Annotated in this window: 17 protein-coding genes, 4 tRNA genes and 1 other annotated feature; all 21 genes read left to right on the forward strand. The window is 37.5% G+C overall.

Annotated features, from left to right (window positions below; all coding sequences use genetic code 11):
- The first annotated feature begins 119 nt into the window (after nt 1-119).
- Nucleotides 120-3875, forward strand: coding sequence for a phosphoribosylformylglycinamidine synthase (locus D8Q48_RS01620; protein ID WP_121055180.1), 3756 nt, complete (start codon nt 120-122; stop codon nt 3873-3875).
- A 227-nt stretch (nt 3876-4102) separates the two neighbouring features.
- Nucleotides 4103-4175 (forward strand) — tRNA-Val (locus tag D8Q48_RS01625).
- A 29-nt stretch (nt 4176-4204) separates the two neighbouring features.
- A tRNA-Met gene (locus D8Q48_RS01630) sits at nt 4205-4278 on the forward strand.
- Nucleotides 4279-4363: 85 nt separating this feature from the next.
- A tRNA-Val gene (locus D8Q48_RS01635) sits at nt 4364-4436 on the forward strand.
- 25 nt (nt 4437-4461) lie between these two features.
- Nucleotides 4462-4535, forward strand: a tRNA-Met gene (locus D8Q48_RS01640).
- A 177-nt stretch (nt 4536-4712) separates the two neighbouring features.
- Entirely contained in the window at nt 4713-5105 is a 393-nt protein-coding gene (locus tag D8Q48_RS01645) for a hypothetical protein (protein ID WP_117989047.1), read from the forward strand.
- 3 nt (nt 5106-5108) lie between these two features.
- Nucleotides 5109-5654, forward strand: coding sequence for a 2-C-methyl-D-erythritol 2,4-cyclodiphosphate synthase (gene ispF, locus D8Q48_RS01650; RefSeq protein WP_117989046.1), 546 nt, complete (start codon nt 5109-5111; stop codon nt 5652-5654).
- A 7-nt stretch (nt 5655-5661) separates the two neighbouring features.
- Complete coding sequence (locus tag D8Q48_RS01655) at nt 5662-6801, forward strand: GNAT family N-acetyltransferase (protein WP_117989045.1); 1140 nt, start codon at nt 5662-5664, stop codon at nt 6799-6801.
- Nucleotides 6802-6860: 59 nt separating this feature from the next.
- Nucleotides 6861-7076: a binding site (T-box leader), on the forward strand.
- A 234-nt stretch (nt 7077-7310) separates the two neighbouring features.
- A complete protein-coding gene (gene epsC, locus D8Q48_RS01660; protein ID WP_330514235.1) occupies nt 7311-7982 on the forward strand; it encodes a serine O-acetyltransferase EpsC in 672 nt (223 codons plus the stop codon).
- Nucleotides 7983-8041: 59 nt separating this feature from the next.
- A complete protein-coding gene (cysS, locus tag D8Q48_RS01665) occupies nt 8042-9448 on the forward strand; it encodes a cysteine--tRNA ligase (protein WP_117989043.1) in 1407 nt (468 codons plus the stop codon).
- On the forward strand, nt 9433-9873 hold the full coding sequence (locus D8Q48_RS01670) for a ribonuclease III domain-containing protein (RefSeq protein WP_117989042.1): 441 nt from the start codon (nt 9433-9435) through the stop codon (nt 9871-9873). Before cysS ends, D8Q48_RS01670 begins: the two co-directional genes overlap by 16 nt.
- A 19-nt stretch (nt 9874-9892) precedes the next feature.
- Complete coding sequence (rlmB, locus tag D8Q48_RS01675; RefSeq protein ID WP_022075551.1) at nt 9893-10669, forward strand: 23S rRNA (guanosine(2251)-2'-O)-methyltransferase RlmB; 777 nt, start codon at nt 9893-9895, stop codon at nt 10667-10669.
- Between the two features lie 21 nt (nt 10670-10690).
- Nucleotides 10691-11302 (forward strand): sigma-70 family RNA polymerase sigma factor, encoded by a 612-nt coding sequence (locus D8Q48_RS01680; protein ID WP_117989041.1) that lies wholly within the window; start codon nt 10691-10693, stop codon nt 11300-11302.
- A gap of 193 nt (nt 11303-11495) precedes the next feature.
- A complete protein-coding gene (rplU, locus tag D8Q48_RS01685) occupies nt 11496-11804 on the forward strand; it encodes a 50S ribosomal protein L21 (RefSeq protein ID WP_022075549.1) in 309 nt (102 codons plus the stop codon).
- Nucleotides 11805-11806: 2 nt separating this feature from the next.
- Nucleotides 11807-12139 carry a ribosomal-processing cysteine protease Prp gene (locus tag D8Q48_RS01690; protein WP_118687789.1) on the forward strand — a complete coding sequence of 111 codons (333 nt, stop codon included), beginning with the start codon at nt 11807-11809 and terminating at the stop codon, nt 12137-12139.
- A 5-nt stretch (nt 12140-12144) separates the two neighbouring features.
- Entirely contained in the window at nt 12145-12429 is a 285-nt protein-coding gene (gene rpmA, locus D8Q48_RS01695) for a 50S ribosomal protein L27 (protein WP_022075547.1), read from the forward strand.
- 147 nt (nt 12430-12576) lie between these two features.
- The gene (obgE, locus tag D8Q48_RS01700; protein ID WP_117989039.1) at nt 12577-13860 is read left to right on the forward strand and encodes a GTPase ObgE; all 1284 of its coding nucleotides are present in this window, start codon (nt 12577-12579) and stop codon (nt 13858-13860) included.
- A gap of 44 nt (nt 13861-13904) precedes the next feature.
- Nucleotides 13905-14195, forward strand: coding sequence for a ribosome assembly RNA-binding protein YhbY (yhbY, locus tag D8Q48_RS01705; protein WP_117989038.1), 291 nt, complete (start codon nt 13905-13907; stop codon nt 14193-14195).
- A 10-nt stretch (nt 14196-14205) separates the two neighbouring features.
- Nucleotides 14206-14847: a nicotinate-nucleotide adenylyltransferase gene (gene nadD / locus D8Q48_RS01710; protein ID WP_117989037.1), complete on the forward strand. Its 642-nt coding sequence runs from the start codon at nt 14206-14208 to the stop codon at nt 14845-14847.
- A complete protein-coding gene (gene yqeK / locus D8Q48_RS01715; RefSeq protein ID WP_191855100.1) occupies nt 14825-15385 on the forward strand; it encodes a bis(5'-nucleosyl)-tetraphosphatase (symmetrical) YqeK in 561 nt (186 codons plus the stop codon). The genes nadD and yqeK overlap by 23 nt, the downstream gene beginning before the upstream one ends.
- 21 nt (nt 15386-15406) lie before the next feature.
- On the forward strand, nt 15407-15757 hold the full coding sequence (gene rsfS, locus D8Q48_RS01720) for a ribosome silencing factor (protein WP_121055182.1): 351 nt from the start codon (nt 15407-15409) through the stop codon (nt 15755-15757).
- The last annotated feature ends 150 nt before the right edge of the window (nt 15758-15907 follow it).

Below are 15907 nucleotides of genomic sequence, written 5' to 3' on the forward strand. Positions count from 1 at the left end.
AAACTTATCAATGAGTTTAGTTATATTAATTTCACTTATTATCTGATTTGTGATAGGATTGTAACATAGAAATGAAAAGTGACATGTAGAAAATAGATTACATGCAAAGGAGAACCAATATGAGTAATGTAAAACGTGTATATGTTGAAAAAAAGGCTGATTTTGCAGTACAGGCAAAAGAGTTGCGTCATGAGATCAAACATTATCTTGGAGTACCTGATGTGACAGGTGTTCGTGTTCTGATCCGTTATGATATAGAGAATGTTTCTGATGAAACTTTTGAAAAAGCTTGTCATGGCGTATTTGCAGAAGCCCCTGTTGATATTTTATATAATGAAACATTTCCTATGAAAGAAAATGAAACTGCATTTTCTGTAGAATCTCTTCCAGGTCAGTTTGATCAGCGAGCTGATTCAGCAGAACAGTGTCTGCAATTCATTAAAGAAGATGAGCGTCCGGTTGTAAGAACTGCAATAACTTATGTTATTGAAGGAGATATAACAGACGCAGAATTAGATGCCATCAAGCATCACTGCATCAACCCTGTAGATTCTCGTGAAACTGGTTTCGACAAACCAGAAACACTTGTCACTGTCTTTGATGAGCCTGCTGATGTGAAAATTTTTGATGGATTTAAAGAAATGCCAGAAGAGGAATTGAAAGCATTGTATGATTCACTTGGTTTAGCTATGACATTTAAAGATTTCCAGCATATTCAGGGATATTATGCAAATGAAGAAAAAAGAGATCCTTCCATGACAGAAATCCGTGTTCTGGATACATACTGGTCTGACCATTGTCGTCATACAACATTTTCTACAGAGTTAAAATCAGTAAGTTTTGATGATGGAGATCTCAGAGAACCTATTGAAAATACTTATAAACAATACTTAAATGATCATAGTGAAATTTTTGCAGGTCGTGAAGATAAGTTTGTGTGTCTGATGGATCTTGCATTAATGGCAATGCGTAAACTCAAAAAAGAAGGTAAATTACAGGATCAGGAAGAATCAGATGAGATTAACGCATGTAGTATCGTTGTTCCAATAAAAGTAGATGGTGTAGAAGAAGAATGGCTGATCAACTTCAAAAACGAGACTCACAATCACCCTACAGAAATTGAACCATTTGGTGGTGCTGCAACTTGTCTTGGCGGTGCGATCCGTGATCCTCTTTCAGGACGTACTTATGTGTATCAGGCTATGCGTGTAACAGGTGCCGCTGATCCGACAGTCTCTGTCAAAGAGACATTAAAAGGTAAACTTCCACAGAAAAAACTCGTTCGTGGTGCTGCAAAAGGATATAGTTCGTATGGAAATCAGATTGGTCTTGCAACAGGTGCCGTAAAAGAAATCTATCATCCAAATTATGTTGCAAAACGTATGGAGATCGGAGCTGTACTGGGAGCTGCTCCAAGACGCGCTGTTATTCGTGAAACATCTGACCCAGGTGATATCATCATCTTACTTGGCGGACGCACAGGTCGTGATGGATGTGGTGGTGCAACAGGCTCTTCCAAAGTACATACAGAGCAGTCTATTGAAACATGTGGAGCAGAAGTCCAGAAAGGTAATCCACCAACAGAACGTAAAATCCAACGCTTATTCCGCCGAGAAGAAGTTAGTAAATTAATTAAAAAATGTAACGATTTTGGTGCCGGTGGTGTTTCTGTTGCAATCGGCGAATTGGCAGATGGTCTTAGAGTAGATTTAGATAAAGTTCCTAAAAAATATGCCGGCTTAGACGGAACAGAAATTGCGATTTCCGAATCGCAGGAACGTATGGCCGTTGTTGTTGATCCAAAAGCCGTTGAAGAATTCCTGGCATATGCAAAAGAAGAAAACCTTGAGGCTACAGAAGTTGCTGTCGTAACAGAAAGTCCAAGACTTGTTCTTACATGGAAAGGAAAAGAAATCGTTAATCTTTCACGCGCATTTTTGGATACAAACGGCGCACATCAGGAAACAAATGTAGCAGTGGATATCCCATCACTTGAAGAATCTGTTTTCCAGAAACAGGAAGTAACTGATGTAAAAGCAAAATGGCTTGACGTTTTAAAAGATTTAAATGTATGTTCGCAGAAAGGACTTGTCGAAATGTTTGACGGTTCTATCGGAGCAGGCTCTGTATTTATGCCACACGGTGGAAAATATCAGATGACAGAGACACAAGCTATGGTTGCTAAAGTTCCTGTTTTAAATGGAACAACAGATGCAGTATCTATGATGAGTTTCGGATTTGACCCGTATCTTTCAAGCTGGAGTCCTTACCATGGAGCTATTTATGCTGTTGTAGAATCTATTGCAAAGATTGTAGCAGCCGGAGGAGATTACAAAAAAATTCGTTTTACATTCCAGGAATATTTCCGTCGTATGACAGAAGATCCTAAGAGATGGAGCCAGCCATTCGCTGCACTTCTCGGAGCATATGATGCACAGCTTGGATTTGGGCTTCCATCAATTGGTGGTAAAGACAGTATGTCAGGAACATTCCAGGATATTGATGTACCACCAACACTTGTATCATTCGCTGTAGATATGGCAACAGAAAAAGATATTATCACACCTGAGTTGAAAAAAGCAGGCAATAAATTAATTCTTGTCAAGGCAGAACGTAACAAATATGATTTACCTGTATATGAGCAGATTATGGATCAATATGGTAAATTTGCAGAGGATATCCATAATGGAGCTATTGTATCTGCATATGCACTTGATCGTCACGGAATCATCTCTGCTGTAAGTAAAATGGCATTTGGTAATGGTCTTGGAGTAGAATTGAATTCAGAGCTCTCTGCCGTTGATGCCTTTGCCCCTGCTTTCGGAGATCTTGTAGCAGAAGTAGATGCTGACAAATTGAATAAATTAACTGTAGATTATACAGTAATCGGTGGAGTAAGCGAAAATAAACTGTTTAAATATGGTGATGCCGAAATTACTCTTGCAGAAGCCAAAGCAGCATGGGAAGAGCCTTTAGAAAAAGTATTTGCTACAAAATCTGCTGCAAGCAGTGATGAAAAGATTAAGGAACGCCTGTTCAATACATCTGATATTCATATTTGCAGCCATAAACTTGCACAGCCAACTGTGTTTATTCCTGTTTTCCCGGGAACAAACTGTGAATATGATAGCAAAAAAGCTTTTGAAAGAGCCGGTGCTAAGGTTATTACAAAAGTATTTAAAAACTTAGATGCAACGGGAATTCGTGAATCTGTAGATGAATTTGAGAAGGCTATTTCTCAGGCTCAGATGATTATGTTCCCAGGTGGATTCAGTGCCGGAGACGAGCCGGATGGATCTGCAAAATTCTTTGCAACTGCATTCCAGAATGCAAAAATCAAAGAAGCCGTAGAAAAATTGCTTAACGAACGTGATGGACTTGCTCTTGGAATTTGTAATGGATTCCAGGCATTGATCAAACTTGGTCTTGTACCATATGGACAGATTGTCGGACAGAATGAAGATTCACCAACATTAACATATAACACAATCGGTCGCCACATTTCTAAAATGGTATATACAAAAGTTGTTACAAATAAATCACCATGGCTTCAGAATGCACAATTAGGCGGTGTATATACTAACCCGGCATCTCATGGTGAAGGTCGTTTTGTAGCAAATGATGAGTGGATTGAAAAACTTTTTGCAAACGGACAGGTAGCTACACAGTATTGTGATCCAGAAGGAAATATCAGTATGGATGAAGAATGGAATGTAAATGGCTCCTACTATGCGATTGAAGGAATTACAAGTCCAGATGGAAGAGTACTTGGTAAAATGGCTCATTCCGAACGTCGTGGAGATTCTGTTGCTATTAATATTTATGGAGAACAGGACCTCAAGATATTTGAATCCGGTGTAAAATATTTTAAATAATATTTTATATAATAAAACCTTAAATTGTACAACTTAGAACAAGGGATGTATCTGATAAATAGGGGTCAGATACATCCCGTTTCTATATATAAAGCATATAAATTGTAGAAAATATAGATACTTTTAGAAAAATCAAAAAAATTATAAAAAGGTGTTGACATTTACTGGATATAATTGTATACTAACGAAGTCGGTTGCGAGAAAAACGCACCAATCACTGATAATAAGGGATCTTAGCTCAGCTGGGAGAGCATCTGCCTTACAAGCAGAGGGTCACAGGTTCGAGCCCTGTAGGTCCCATAACCTTAATGATTATCAGTAAGATATATGGCGGAATAGCTCAGTTGGCTAGAGCACACGGTTCATACCCGTGGTGTCGCTGGTTCAAATCCAGTTTCCGCTATTTGGCTAAAACATGTTGACAGTTTACAATATTGTTGTTATACTAGCCTAGTGAGTTCTTTGGAACTTGCCAAGTATTGTTTCTTGGGATCTTAGCTCAGCTGGGAGAGCATCTGCCTTACAAGCAGAGGGTCACAGGTTCGAGCCCTGTAGGTCCCATAGAGTTTCAATATATACATACCATGGCGGAATAGCTCAGTTGGCTAGAGCACACGGTTCATACCCGTGGTGTCGCTGGTTCAAATCCAGTTTCCGCTACTTAAAAGACTTAGCATTGTGCTAGGTCTTTTTCTTTTCCATTCCTTTTTTAATTTGAAACAAAATTCCGAACCATTTCGTGTTTATATTGCCGAAAAAGTATGTTACATGATACAATAGCTTTAAATGTATTGCCATATCCCAAATATCAGATATGGAAAAACGGAGGATAGAGATATGAACAAAAAGACAAACTATATTCTAAGACTTATGCTGGGAATGTATTTAGCATTTATCGGTGTTAATCTTATTAGGGAAACACTTGCTGCACACCCAAGCGATTTGGCATTTAAACTTTTTATGGGAATCATCTTTGCTATCATTGGAGCCGGTTATACTATCTGGATCATCAAAAGAATGGTTTCATCAAAAAAAGCCGAGCAGGAGGAGCAAAAACGTGAGGAAGCTGCCGAAGCTGCATTGAAAAAAATGGAACAGCGCAGACAACGCGTACTCACCCAAAGCCGCACTGCACCAATGCCATCACCGGCCGAACTGGAAGCAGGTATGAAAGAACTCAAACAAGATAGCAAAGAGGATAATACAGAATCAGATTACGAGGAGAAATAAAAAATGCGAGTAGGGATGGGTTATGATGTTCACAAATTAGTGGAAAACAGAGATTTGATATTAGGCGGGGTTAAAATTCCTTATGAAAAAGGGCTGCTTGGTCATTCTGATGCAGATGTCCTTTTACATGCAATTATGGACGCACTTCTTGGTGCTGCCGCACTCGGAGATATTGGAAAACATTTTCCGGATTCCGATGATAAATACAAAGGAATCTCCAGTATAAAATTATTGGAGCATGTTGCAAAATTATTAGATGAAAATCAATACATTATAGAAAATATTGATGCAACTATCATTGCACAAAAGCCTAAGATGCGACCATTTATTGACCAGATGCGTGAAAACATTGCAGAGGCTTTAAATATAACGGTAGAGCAGATAAATGTTAAAGCAACGACAGAAGAGGGCCTTGGTTTTACCGGAAGCGGGGAGGGCATTTCTTCTCAGGCAATCTGTGCACTGGAGAAATTAACAAACTATAGCAGCTATGATGTAACTTTTGACAAAGCATGTACCAATTGCCAGGGATGTCACAAGGAGCAGTAAAAAGGTTATGAAAATAAAAAAGCTAAAATCAAATGAGCATAATCTGACAAGAACTTTATGGGAACAGATTTTCAATGAAGATTCCAAAGAATTTTTGGATTATTATTACTTTATGAAAGCGAAAGACAATGAAATATATGTGATTGAAAATGACCAGGAAATTTGTTCCATGCTACATTTAAACCCATATACCTTAAAACTTGAAGATACACAATTCCAAGGATCTTACATTGTTGGTGTTGCAACAAAACCACTTCACCGAAAAAAAGGATATATGGGCACTCTCTTACGCCAAAGTTTATCAGATATGTACAAACGCAAAGAGCCTTTTACATTTTTAATGCCTGCTGCAGAATCTATTTACACGCCATATGATTTTCGCTTTGTTTATGATCAGAATCATACAACACTGACAGATGTTAAGAATATAGATAGATACAAAAGCGTAGAGGCGACTTTTTTTGATTGTGAAAGGATTTCTGCTTTCTACACCGAAAACATAAAGAAGAACTGGCAAATCTGTACATTACGAGACAGCGCATATTATCAATCGCTTTTATTAGAACGCCAAAGTGAACTTGGTGGCATCCGAATGGTTTTTGAAGAAGATAAATTGATTGGCATATTTACTTATATGATGGAAGACGGATTAGAAATTATGGAACCGTTTTTTCTTCCTGGATACGAAAGTGCAATGGATCAATCTGTCGCCCAGTTAAAAACCGAGAAAAATATTTCCGGTAATGTAAAAATTTATGCTTCATTGATTGATACTCAAGAAAAAAAGCCAACCATTATGGTTCGAATTTTACACCTTGAACAGTTTTTAAAGACATTAAAAGTAAAATCCGGCAAACAACTACATTGCTCTTTTGCCATTCTGGATTATATCCTTCCCCAAAACAGCAAGGTATGGGAAATATATAACGATTTAAATAGCTCTGATATGCAAAATGTGCTCCATGTAAAAGAAACGGAAGATTCAGAAGGAGTTTTAACGATTGGTGCATTGACAAGTTTCATATTTGGCTATAAAACACTCGAAGAAGTTGCGAAAGAAGAAAATGTAATACTTACAGACCATTTGGCGGAAGAACTAAGAAAGCTGAAACCACTTAATCGAATCTATTTAAATGAAGTTGTTTAAAGAGAATCTGTTGACAAAATTCAGAATTTTGCATAATATATAATGTATCGGTATAGAGATAAAAAGCAAAGAACGGAAAGAGTAACAAGCAATTAACTCATCAGAGAGAAACTGTCGTCGGCTGAAAGCAGTTTTAGAGGAAACCTTGTGAAGTGCATTCGGGAGCTGATTTTGTGAATCAAGTAGCAAAATACGGGTAACGGACGTTATACGTTATAAGTGAAAGAATTAATTCTTTTAATAGAGTGGAACCGCGGATAAACTTCGTCTCTTGTTTAGAGATGAAGTTTTTTATGTTATAGGAAATTACTCCGTAATGTTCCTATAACATAAAAAAGCCCTCCGGGCAGGATCGCACTGCGGCGGAGAGGAATTATGTCGCTGAAGCGACCCGTCGCAGGCGGAGAATCCTGCAAGCAGGATTCTTTCTTGTTTATATATTTAGGGAAGTACTCTTTTCGTCTATATAAGAAAACACTCTGTATGAAAGTGAGGAAAGAATTATGGGAATGATATCCTACATTAAAGAAGAAATTAATGTTGTAAAAGATCGTGACCCAGCAATCAAATCAAATTTGGAAGTCTTGCTGTATCCAAGCTTTAAAGTTATGCTGAGTTATCGAGTCGCACATAAGCTATATATGAAAAAACATTATTTTATGGCAAGATGGGTTTCGCAGAGAGCTGTTCGCAAAACAGGTATCGAGATACACCCAGGAGCAACAATCGGAAAAGGATTGTTTATTGATCACGGAAGCGGTGTTATCATTGGTGAAACAGCAATTCTCGGAGATAATATTACTCTTTATCAAGGAGTTACTCTGGGCGGTACCGGAAAAGAAAAAGGCAAAAGACACCCAACTTTAAAAGATAATGTAATGGTCAGTGCCGGGGCCAAAGTACTTGGATCCTTTACTATTGGAGAGAATTCAAAAATCGGTGCCGGATCTGTCGTATTAGAAGAAGTTCCACCAAACTGTACAGTAGTCGGAGTCCCTGGCCGTATTGTCCGAAGAGATGACAAAAAAGTACCTTGTGAAGAATTGGATCAGGTACATCTTCCAGATCCAGTCCTCAATGATATCCGAGAATTGCAGATTGCCAATTTTCAACTACACGAACAGCTTCTTGCAATGGAAGAACGCTTAAAAAAATGTGTAGAGCAAAACTGTAAAAATTAAAAAACAATAGATATTTCAGATACAGTAGTATCTGTTAAAGTAACAAGGAGGAAATATAAATGAAACTGTATAACACGATGTCAAAACAAAAAGAAGAATTCGTGCCATTAGAAGAAGGGAAAGTTAAGATGTATGTCTGCGGTCCAACCGTATACAACTTTATCCATATCGGAAATGCACGTCCTATGATCGTATTTGACACAGTCAGAAGATATTTTGAATATAAAGGATTTGACGTGAACTTTGTATCAAACTTTACAGATGTCGATGATAAGATTATCAAAAAGGCAAACGAAGAGGGTGTCACAGCCGAGGAAATTTCACAAAGATATATTGCTGAATGTAAAAAAGATATGGATGGCATGAATGTAAAACCTGCTACCAAAAATCCTCTTGCAACAGAAGAAATTGGCGGTATGGTTGAGATGATCCAGTCTCTGATTGACAAAGGATATGCTTATGAAAAGAACGGAACTGTATATTATCGTACACGTCAGTTCAAAGAATATGGAAAATTATCACATAAAAATTTAGATGATCTTCGTTCAGGTAATCGTTCCCTTCTGGTAAGCGGAGAAGATGAAAAAGAAGACCCATTGGATTTTGTTTTGTGGAAACCAAAAAAAGAGGGAGAGCCTGCATGGGAATCTCCTTGGAGTGAGGGAAGACCTGGATGGCATATTGAGTGTTCTGAAATGTCGAAAAAATATTTAGGAGAACAGATTGATATTCATGCCGGTGGAGAAGACCTTGTATTCCCACATCATGAAAATGAAATTGCTCAGAGTGAGGCTGCAAATGGAAAAGAATTCGCAAAATATTGGCTGCACAATGCATTTTTAAATATCGATAATAGAAAAATGTCAAAATCACTTGGCAACTTTTTTACAGTTAGAGAAATCAGCGAAAAATATGATTTACAGGTACTTCGCTTCTTTATGTTAAGTGCGCATTACAGAAGTCCATTGAACTTCAGCAGTGATCTAATGGAAGCTGCAAAAAGCGGATTGGATCGAATTATCACTGCCACTGACAACTTAAAATTCCTGGCCGATAATGCAAAGACAGAGACACTTACAGACATTGAAGATGATGCACTTACAAAAACTCAAAACTATGTCGCAGCCTTTGAAAAAGCAATGGATGATGACTTTAATACTGCTGATGCAATTGCAGCAATCTTTGATCTTGTAAAATATGCAAATACAACTGCAAATGGTGATAGTTCAAAAGCATATGTTTCGGCTTTATATGAGTTGATCGTAAAACTTGCAGATGTACTTGGTGTTGTAGTTGAGAAAAAAGAAGAGCTTTTAGATGCCGATATTGAAGCATTGATCCAGGAACGTCAGGCAGCCAGAAAAGAACGTAATTTTGGCAGAGCAGATGAAATTCGTGATGAACTTTTAGCTAAAGGAATCATTTTAGAAGATACAAGAGAAGGTGTAAAATGGAAAAGAGCATAACAATGGATTTTCGCGATTGTATTGAAAATGTGCTCCAATTAAAAGAGGTGGATGTGAATCAATATTCACCTCTTGTTTTAGCATATATCGGTGACTGTGTTTATGATTTAATCATCAAAAGTATGATTATTAACAACGGAAACAAACAAGTAAATAAATTACATGAAGAGACCAGTCATCTTGTACAGGCTTCAACACAGTCGTTGATGATGCGTACAATGCAGGAGCATTTAAACGAAGAAGAGCATGCTGTCTACAGAAGGGGGAGAAATGCAAAATCTGTTTCTCCGGCCAAAAATCAATCAATCACCGACTATCGTCGTGCAACAGGATTTGAAGCACTCGTCGGTTATCTTTACCTGAAAAAGAGATATGCACGCTTAATGGAACTGATTAAAATAGGATTAGACAGTTTGGAAAATTAAGAAAAGTAAGGAGAAGATCATGTCAGAAAAAATCGAAAAAGAATTTGACAGAGACCATCGTGAACATACTCTGGTCGTAGAAGGAAGAAATGCTGTACTGGAAGCTTTTCGCTCAGGCAAACCGATTGATAAGGTATTCGTCTTAGATGGATGTCAGGACGGACCTATACGTACAATTATAAGAGAGGCTAAAAAACACGACACAATTATTAACTTTGTTAATAAGGATCGTTTAAACCAAATTTCTACAACAGGCAAACATCAAGGTGTAATTGCATATGCAGCTGCCTATGAATATTCTGAAGTGGAAGACATGTTAAAACTGGCTGAAGAAAAAGGGGAAGATCCATTTCTTATTTTATTAGATAATATCGAAGACCCGCATAATCTTGGTGCGATTATACGTACTGCAAATTTAGCCGGAGCGCATGGTGTTATTATTCCAAAACGCAGGGCTGTCGGACTTACTGCAACAGTTGCCAAGACCTCTGCCGGTGCTTTGAATTATACTCCTGTTGCAAAGGTTACAAATCTTGCAAAAACAATGGAAGAATTAAAAGAAAAAGGACTCTGGTTCGTATGTGCAGATATGGGCGGTGAATCCATGTACCGTTTAAATTTAAAAGGACCAATCGGTCTTGTTATTGGAAATGAAGGAGAGGGTGTTGGAAGACTTGTAAAAGAAAAATGTGACTTTATTGCAAGCATTCCAATGAAAGGTGAAATCGACTCCTTAAATGCATCTGTGGCAGCAGGTGTACTTGCCTACGAAATTGTTCGCCAGAGACTAAATTAGTTTGAAAGGATAACTGGTTTCATGAATACATATAATAAGATTCCAGATGAACAATTAATCCGCCGTTTGAGAAATGGTGAAGATGAGATTATGGATTATCTTATGATTAAATATAAATCGATGGTCCGCCGAAAAGCAAGGGCAATGTATTTGATTGGAGGCGATAACGATGATCTTATCCAGGAAGGGATGATTGGATTGATCAAAGCTGTTCGGGATTTTGACTCTGAAGCCGGACAGTCCTTTTCCGGTTTTGCAGAACTATGTGTATCGCGTCAAATGTATTCTGCAATCGCATCATCAAAAAGGAAAAAACATATCCCGTTAAATTCCTATGTTTCTCTTTATGATGAAGGAAATCATGAAGACGAGAAAGCGCTTCCGTTAATTGATACGATTGAACCTGAAGTTGAAAATAATCCAGAAACACTTTATTTTGGGAAAGAATCTTCAGAAGCATTTATCGAGGAATTAAAAGAGAACTTAAGTGATTTGGAAAATCGGGTACTATATTTACATATGCTGGGAACAAATTATCGGGATATTGCAAATTTACTTGATAAAAGTCCAAAAACGATTGATAATGCACTTCAACGCATCCGAACAAAAGCCGGAAAACTTTTAAGCCAGTAAAACAAATTCAAAAATGCAGCGGTTCACCATTTCATCTGAACTGCTACTAAAAAACAAAACAAACTTTTTCAAAAAGAAGTATTGACAAATGATAAAGAGAATGTTATATTCTATGAGTATGCCGCACAGCGAGGTTTAAGAGCTGTATTTACAGACACCGTAGCTGGCGAGTAATGATAATAGGAGGTGCCATATGTACGCGATTATAGCAACAGGTGGTAAACAGTACAAAGTAGCCGAAGGCGATATCATTAAAGTAGAGAAACTTGGTGTAGAGGCTGGAGAAACTTATACATTCGACCAGGTACTTGCAGTAAACAATGATAAACTGGTTGTTGGTAACCCAACTGTAAACGGAGCATCCGTTACTGCATCCGTAATCGGAGACGGAAAAGCAAAAAAAGTTGTTGTTTACAAGTATAAGAGAAAGACTGGATACCATAAGAAAAACGGTCACAGACAGCAGTTTACAGCAGTTAAGATCGAAAAGATCAACGCTTAATTATGATTAATGTAACTATTTATGTGGATGAAAAGCAGACATATACAGGATTTGATGTGATTGGACATGCAGGATATGATGAATATGGTCATGATATCGTATGCGCCGCTGCATCAGTATTAATTATTAATACATTAAACTCAATTGAATCCTTTACAGAGGATGAAACAAGTTGTGTTAGCGATGAAGATGCAGGTAATATCGAATTTCGTTTTACAAAAACTCCTGGACATGATGCTCAACTGTTGATGAAATCCATGGTTCTCGGTTTACAGAGCATGGAAGAAGATGACAGTTATAAGCCATATATTGATATTATTTTCGAGGAGGTGTAACTACCATGATGAAATTAAACCTTCAGTTTTTTGCTCATAAAAAAGGAGTAGGTTCTACAAAGAACGGTCGTGACTCCGAGGCTAAGAGATTAGGTGCCAAAAGAGCTGACGGACAGTTTGTAAAAGCTGGTAACATCCTGTACAGACAGCGCGGAACTAAGATTCACCCAGGTGTGAATGTTGGACGTGGAGGAGATGATACTCTCTTCGCACTGGTTGACGGTGTTGTTAGATTTGAAAGAAAAGGAAGAGATAAGAAACAGGTTTCTATCTATCCAGTAGCTGAATAATCATCAGTTCATGAAGGCAGGAAGTATTTCCTGCCTTTTTTCTCTGCCAGAAATCTTTTTATATTCAAAAAGTATTTTCTTGCAGATACTATATATAAGTATGTTACACTGATACTAAATAACAAAAAAATAAGAGAGGTGATCGCGATGTTTGCAGATAGAGCAAAAATTATGATTCGCTCCGGAAAAGGCGGCAATGGTCATGTAAGTTTCCGACGCGAATTATATGTAGCAAATGGTGGCCCAGACGGCGGCGATGGCGGAAAAGGCGGAGATTTAATTTTTGAAGTAGATGAAGGATTAAACACGCTTTATGATTATCGTCATAAAAGAAAATTTGCAGCCGGTGATGGTGAAGAAGGTGGAAAACGCCGTTGCCACGGAAAAGATGGTAAAGATGTTGTATTAAAAGTTCCAGAAGGAACCGTAATCAAAGAAGCAAATACAGGTAAGGTTGTTGCAGATATGTCAGGTGAAAATCGTCGCCAGATTATCTTAAAAGGCGGAAAAGGCGGACTCGGTAATCAGCATTTTGCAACAGCTACAATGCAGGTTCCTAAATATGCACAGCCAGGGCAGCCTGCTATGGAAATGGAAGTAACATTAGAATTAAAAGTAATCGCAGATGTTGGATTGATTGGATTTCCTAATGTTGGAAAATCAACTCTTCTTTCTAGAGTAACAAATGCTGATCCTAAGATAGCGAATTATCATTTCACAACATTAAATCCGAATCTCGGAGTGGTTGACCTTCCAAACGGAAAGGGATTTGTTATGGCAGATATTCCTGGTCTAATCGAAGGTGCTTCCGAAGGTGTCGGGTTAGGACATGAATTTTTACGTCATATCGAACGTACAAAAATGATGATCCACGTTGTTGATGCTGCCGGAATTGAAGGTCGTGATCCAATTGAAGATATTTATAAAATCAATGCAGAATTAGAAGCTTATAATCCTGAAATTGCAAAACGCCCACAGGTAATTGCAGCAAACAAAACAGATTTAATCTACTCAGAAGATGAAGACCCTGTTGAACTTTTAAAAGCAGAATTTGAACCAAAGGGAATCAAAGTATTTCCGATTTCCGGAGTATCCGGAAAAGGTATTCAGGAATTGTTGTATTATGTAAGCGAGGAACTTCAGAAGATTGGAACTGAAACTGTTGTTTTTGAGCAGGAATTCTTCCCAGAAGATGAACTTATTTATGAAGAACTTCCATACACTGTCGAAAAAGTGGATGATATGTATGTGGTTGAAGGACCTAAAATTGAAAAAATGCTTGGATATACGAACTTAGATTCAGAGAAAGGTTTTGCATTCTTCCAACGTTTCTTGAAAGATACCGGTATCCTTGAAAAACTTGAAGCTGCCGGAATAGAAGAGGGCGATACTGTAAAAATGTATGGTCTGCAATTTGACTATTACAAATAAAAGAAACCCGTAATTGATATACTAAAATTAATAGGAGAATAAAAATGACATCAAAACAGAGAGCTTATTTAAAAGGTCTTGCTATGACAATTGATCCGATTTTTCAGATTGGTAAATCCAGTATGAACCCTGGACTTACGCAGGCAATTTCAGAAGCTTTAGAAGCCAGAGAATTGATTAAAATCAGTGTTTTACAGAACTGTGCAGATGATCCACGTGAATTAGCTGAGATGGTCGCTGAACGTACACACTCTCAAATTGTACAGGTAATCGGAAAGAAAATTGTTCTTTATAAAGAAGGAAAAGACAACAAGAAAAAAATTGTTTTACCATAGGTGATAACGGATGAAAATAGGAATTATGGGTGGAACCTTTGATCCAATTCACATTGGACATTTACTGCTTGGCGAATTTGCCTATGAAGATTTTGGACTGGATGAAATATGGTTTCTTCCAAACGGAAATCCACCACACAAAAAAGCTGAAGACATGAAAGACGCATTACGACATCGTATAGAAATGGTTCGCCGTGCAATTCAAAATATACCTTATTTTAAAATTTGTTTGCATGAAGCAAATGAAAACTCGCACTCTTATACCTATAAGACAATGCAAGAATTAAATGAATTATATCCGGAAGATGATTTTTACTTTATTCTTGGAGCAGATTCATTGTTTGCAATCGAGCACTGGAGATATTTTGAGGAAATATTTCCCACTTGTACAATTTTAGCCGCTATGCGTGACGACAAGGATATAGAAGATATGCGTATGCAGATCAATTATTTGAAACAAATATATGGAGCCAAAATACAATTATTACAGGCTCCTCTTCTGGAAATCTCTTCAACGGTTATACGAAGACGTGCAGCAAAAGGATTGAGCGTACACTTCATGGTTCCTGATGCCGTAGATGAATACATTAAATCAAACAGATTGTATGATACAAAGGGAAAAAACAAAAATGGATTTAGACAAGATAAGTGAAAAATTAGAAAAGAAATTAAAACCTGATCGTTATCGTCATACAAAGGGTGTTATGTATACCGCAGCTGCCATGGCAATGCGTTACGAACAAGATATTCAAGAAGCCATGCTTGCCGGGCTACTGCATGATTGTGGGAAATTCACTTCCCCTGAAGAACAGGTAGAGCTATGTAAAAAATACAAAATCGAATTATCTGAGGCGGAATTACAAGTTCTTCCTTTAATTCACGCAAAACTCGGAGCCTACCTTGCCAAAGAAAAATATAAGGTAGATAATGAACGTGTAATTAACGCCATTCTTTATCATACTACCGGACGCCCAAATATGAGTATGTTGGACAAAATAATTTATTTATCTGATTATATTGAACCTGGCAGAAAAATGATCCCTGGGCTTACTGAAGTGAGAAAAGAAGCATTTATTGACATTGACCATGCAGTAAGTTTATGCGCCAAAAATACATTAGAATACTTAAAATGGCAAAAAAGACCTATCGATCCAATGACAGCAAAAACATATGAGTATTATTCAAAATAATGCGTTAAAGGGAGGAAGACAATGGAACAGGCAAAAAAAATGGTAAAAATCGCATATCATGCTTTAGATGAAAAAAAAGCTGAAGATATCAAAATCATCAACCTGGAAGGAATCTCTGTTTTAGCAGACTATTTTATCATTGCAAATGGTACAAACTCCAGCCAGGTTCAGGCATTGGTTGATAATGTAGAGGAAGAACTTCACAAAGCAGGATATTCCTTAAAACAACGAGAAGGATACAGCAATGGTAACTGGGTACTTCTTGATTTCGGCGATGTTATCGTTCATATATTTGATCGTGAAAATCGTCTTTTCTATGATTTAGAAAGAATCTGGAGAGATGGAAAAGAAATCGCTTTTGATGAGTTATAAAATCCACTCTGTACAGAAGTAACTAGCATTTTTCTATAATTTGTAAAAACAATTATTCTGTAGCAAACCAACCAACAAAACGAAGCGTATTACTGGCAAAACCGGTAATGCGCTTTTTTAATGCAAGTGGAGGAAATATAATTATAAATA

This window comes from Ruminococcus sp. B05 (assembly GCF_003628495.1).
GTDB lineage: Bacteria > Bacillota > Clostridia > Lachnospirales > Lachnospiraceae > Schaedlerella > Schaedlerella hominis.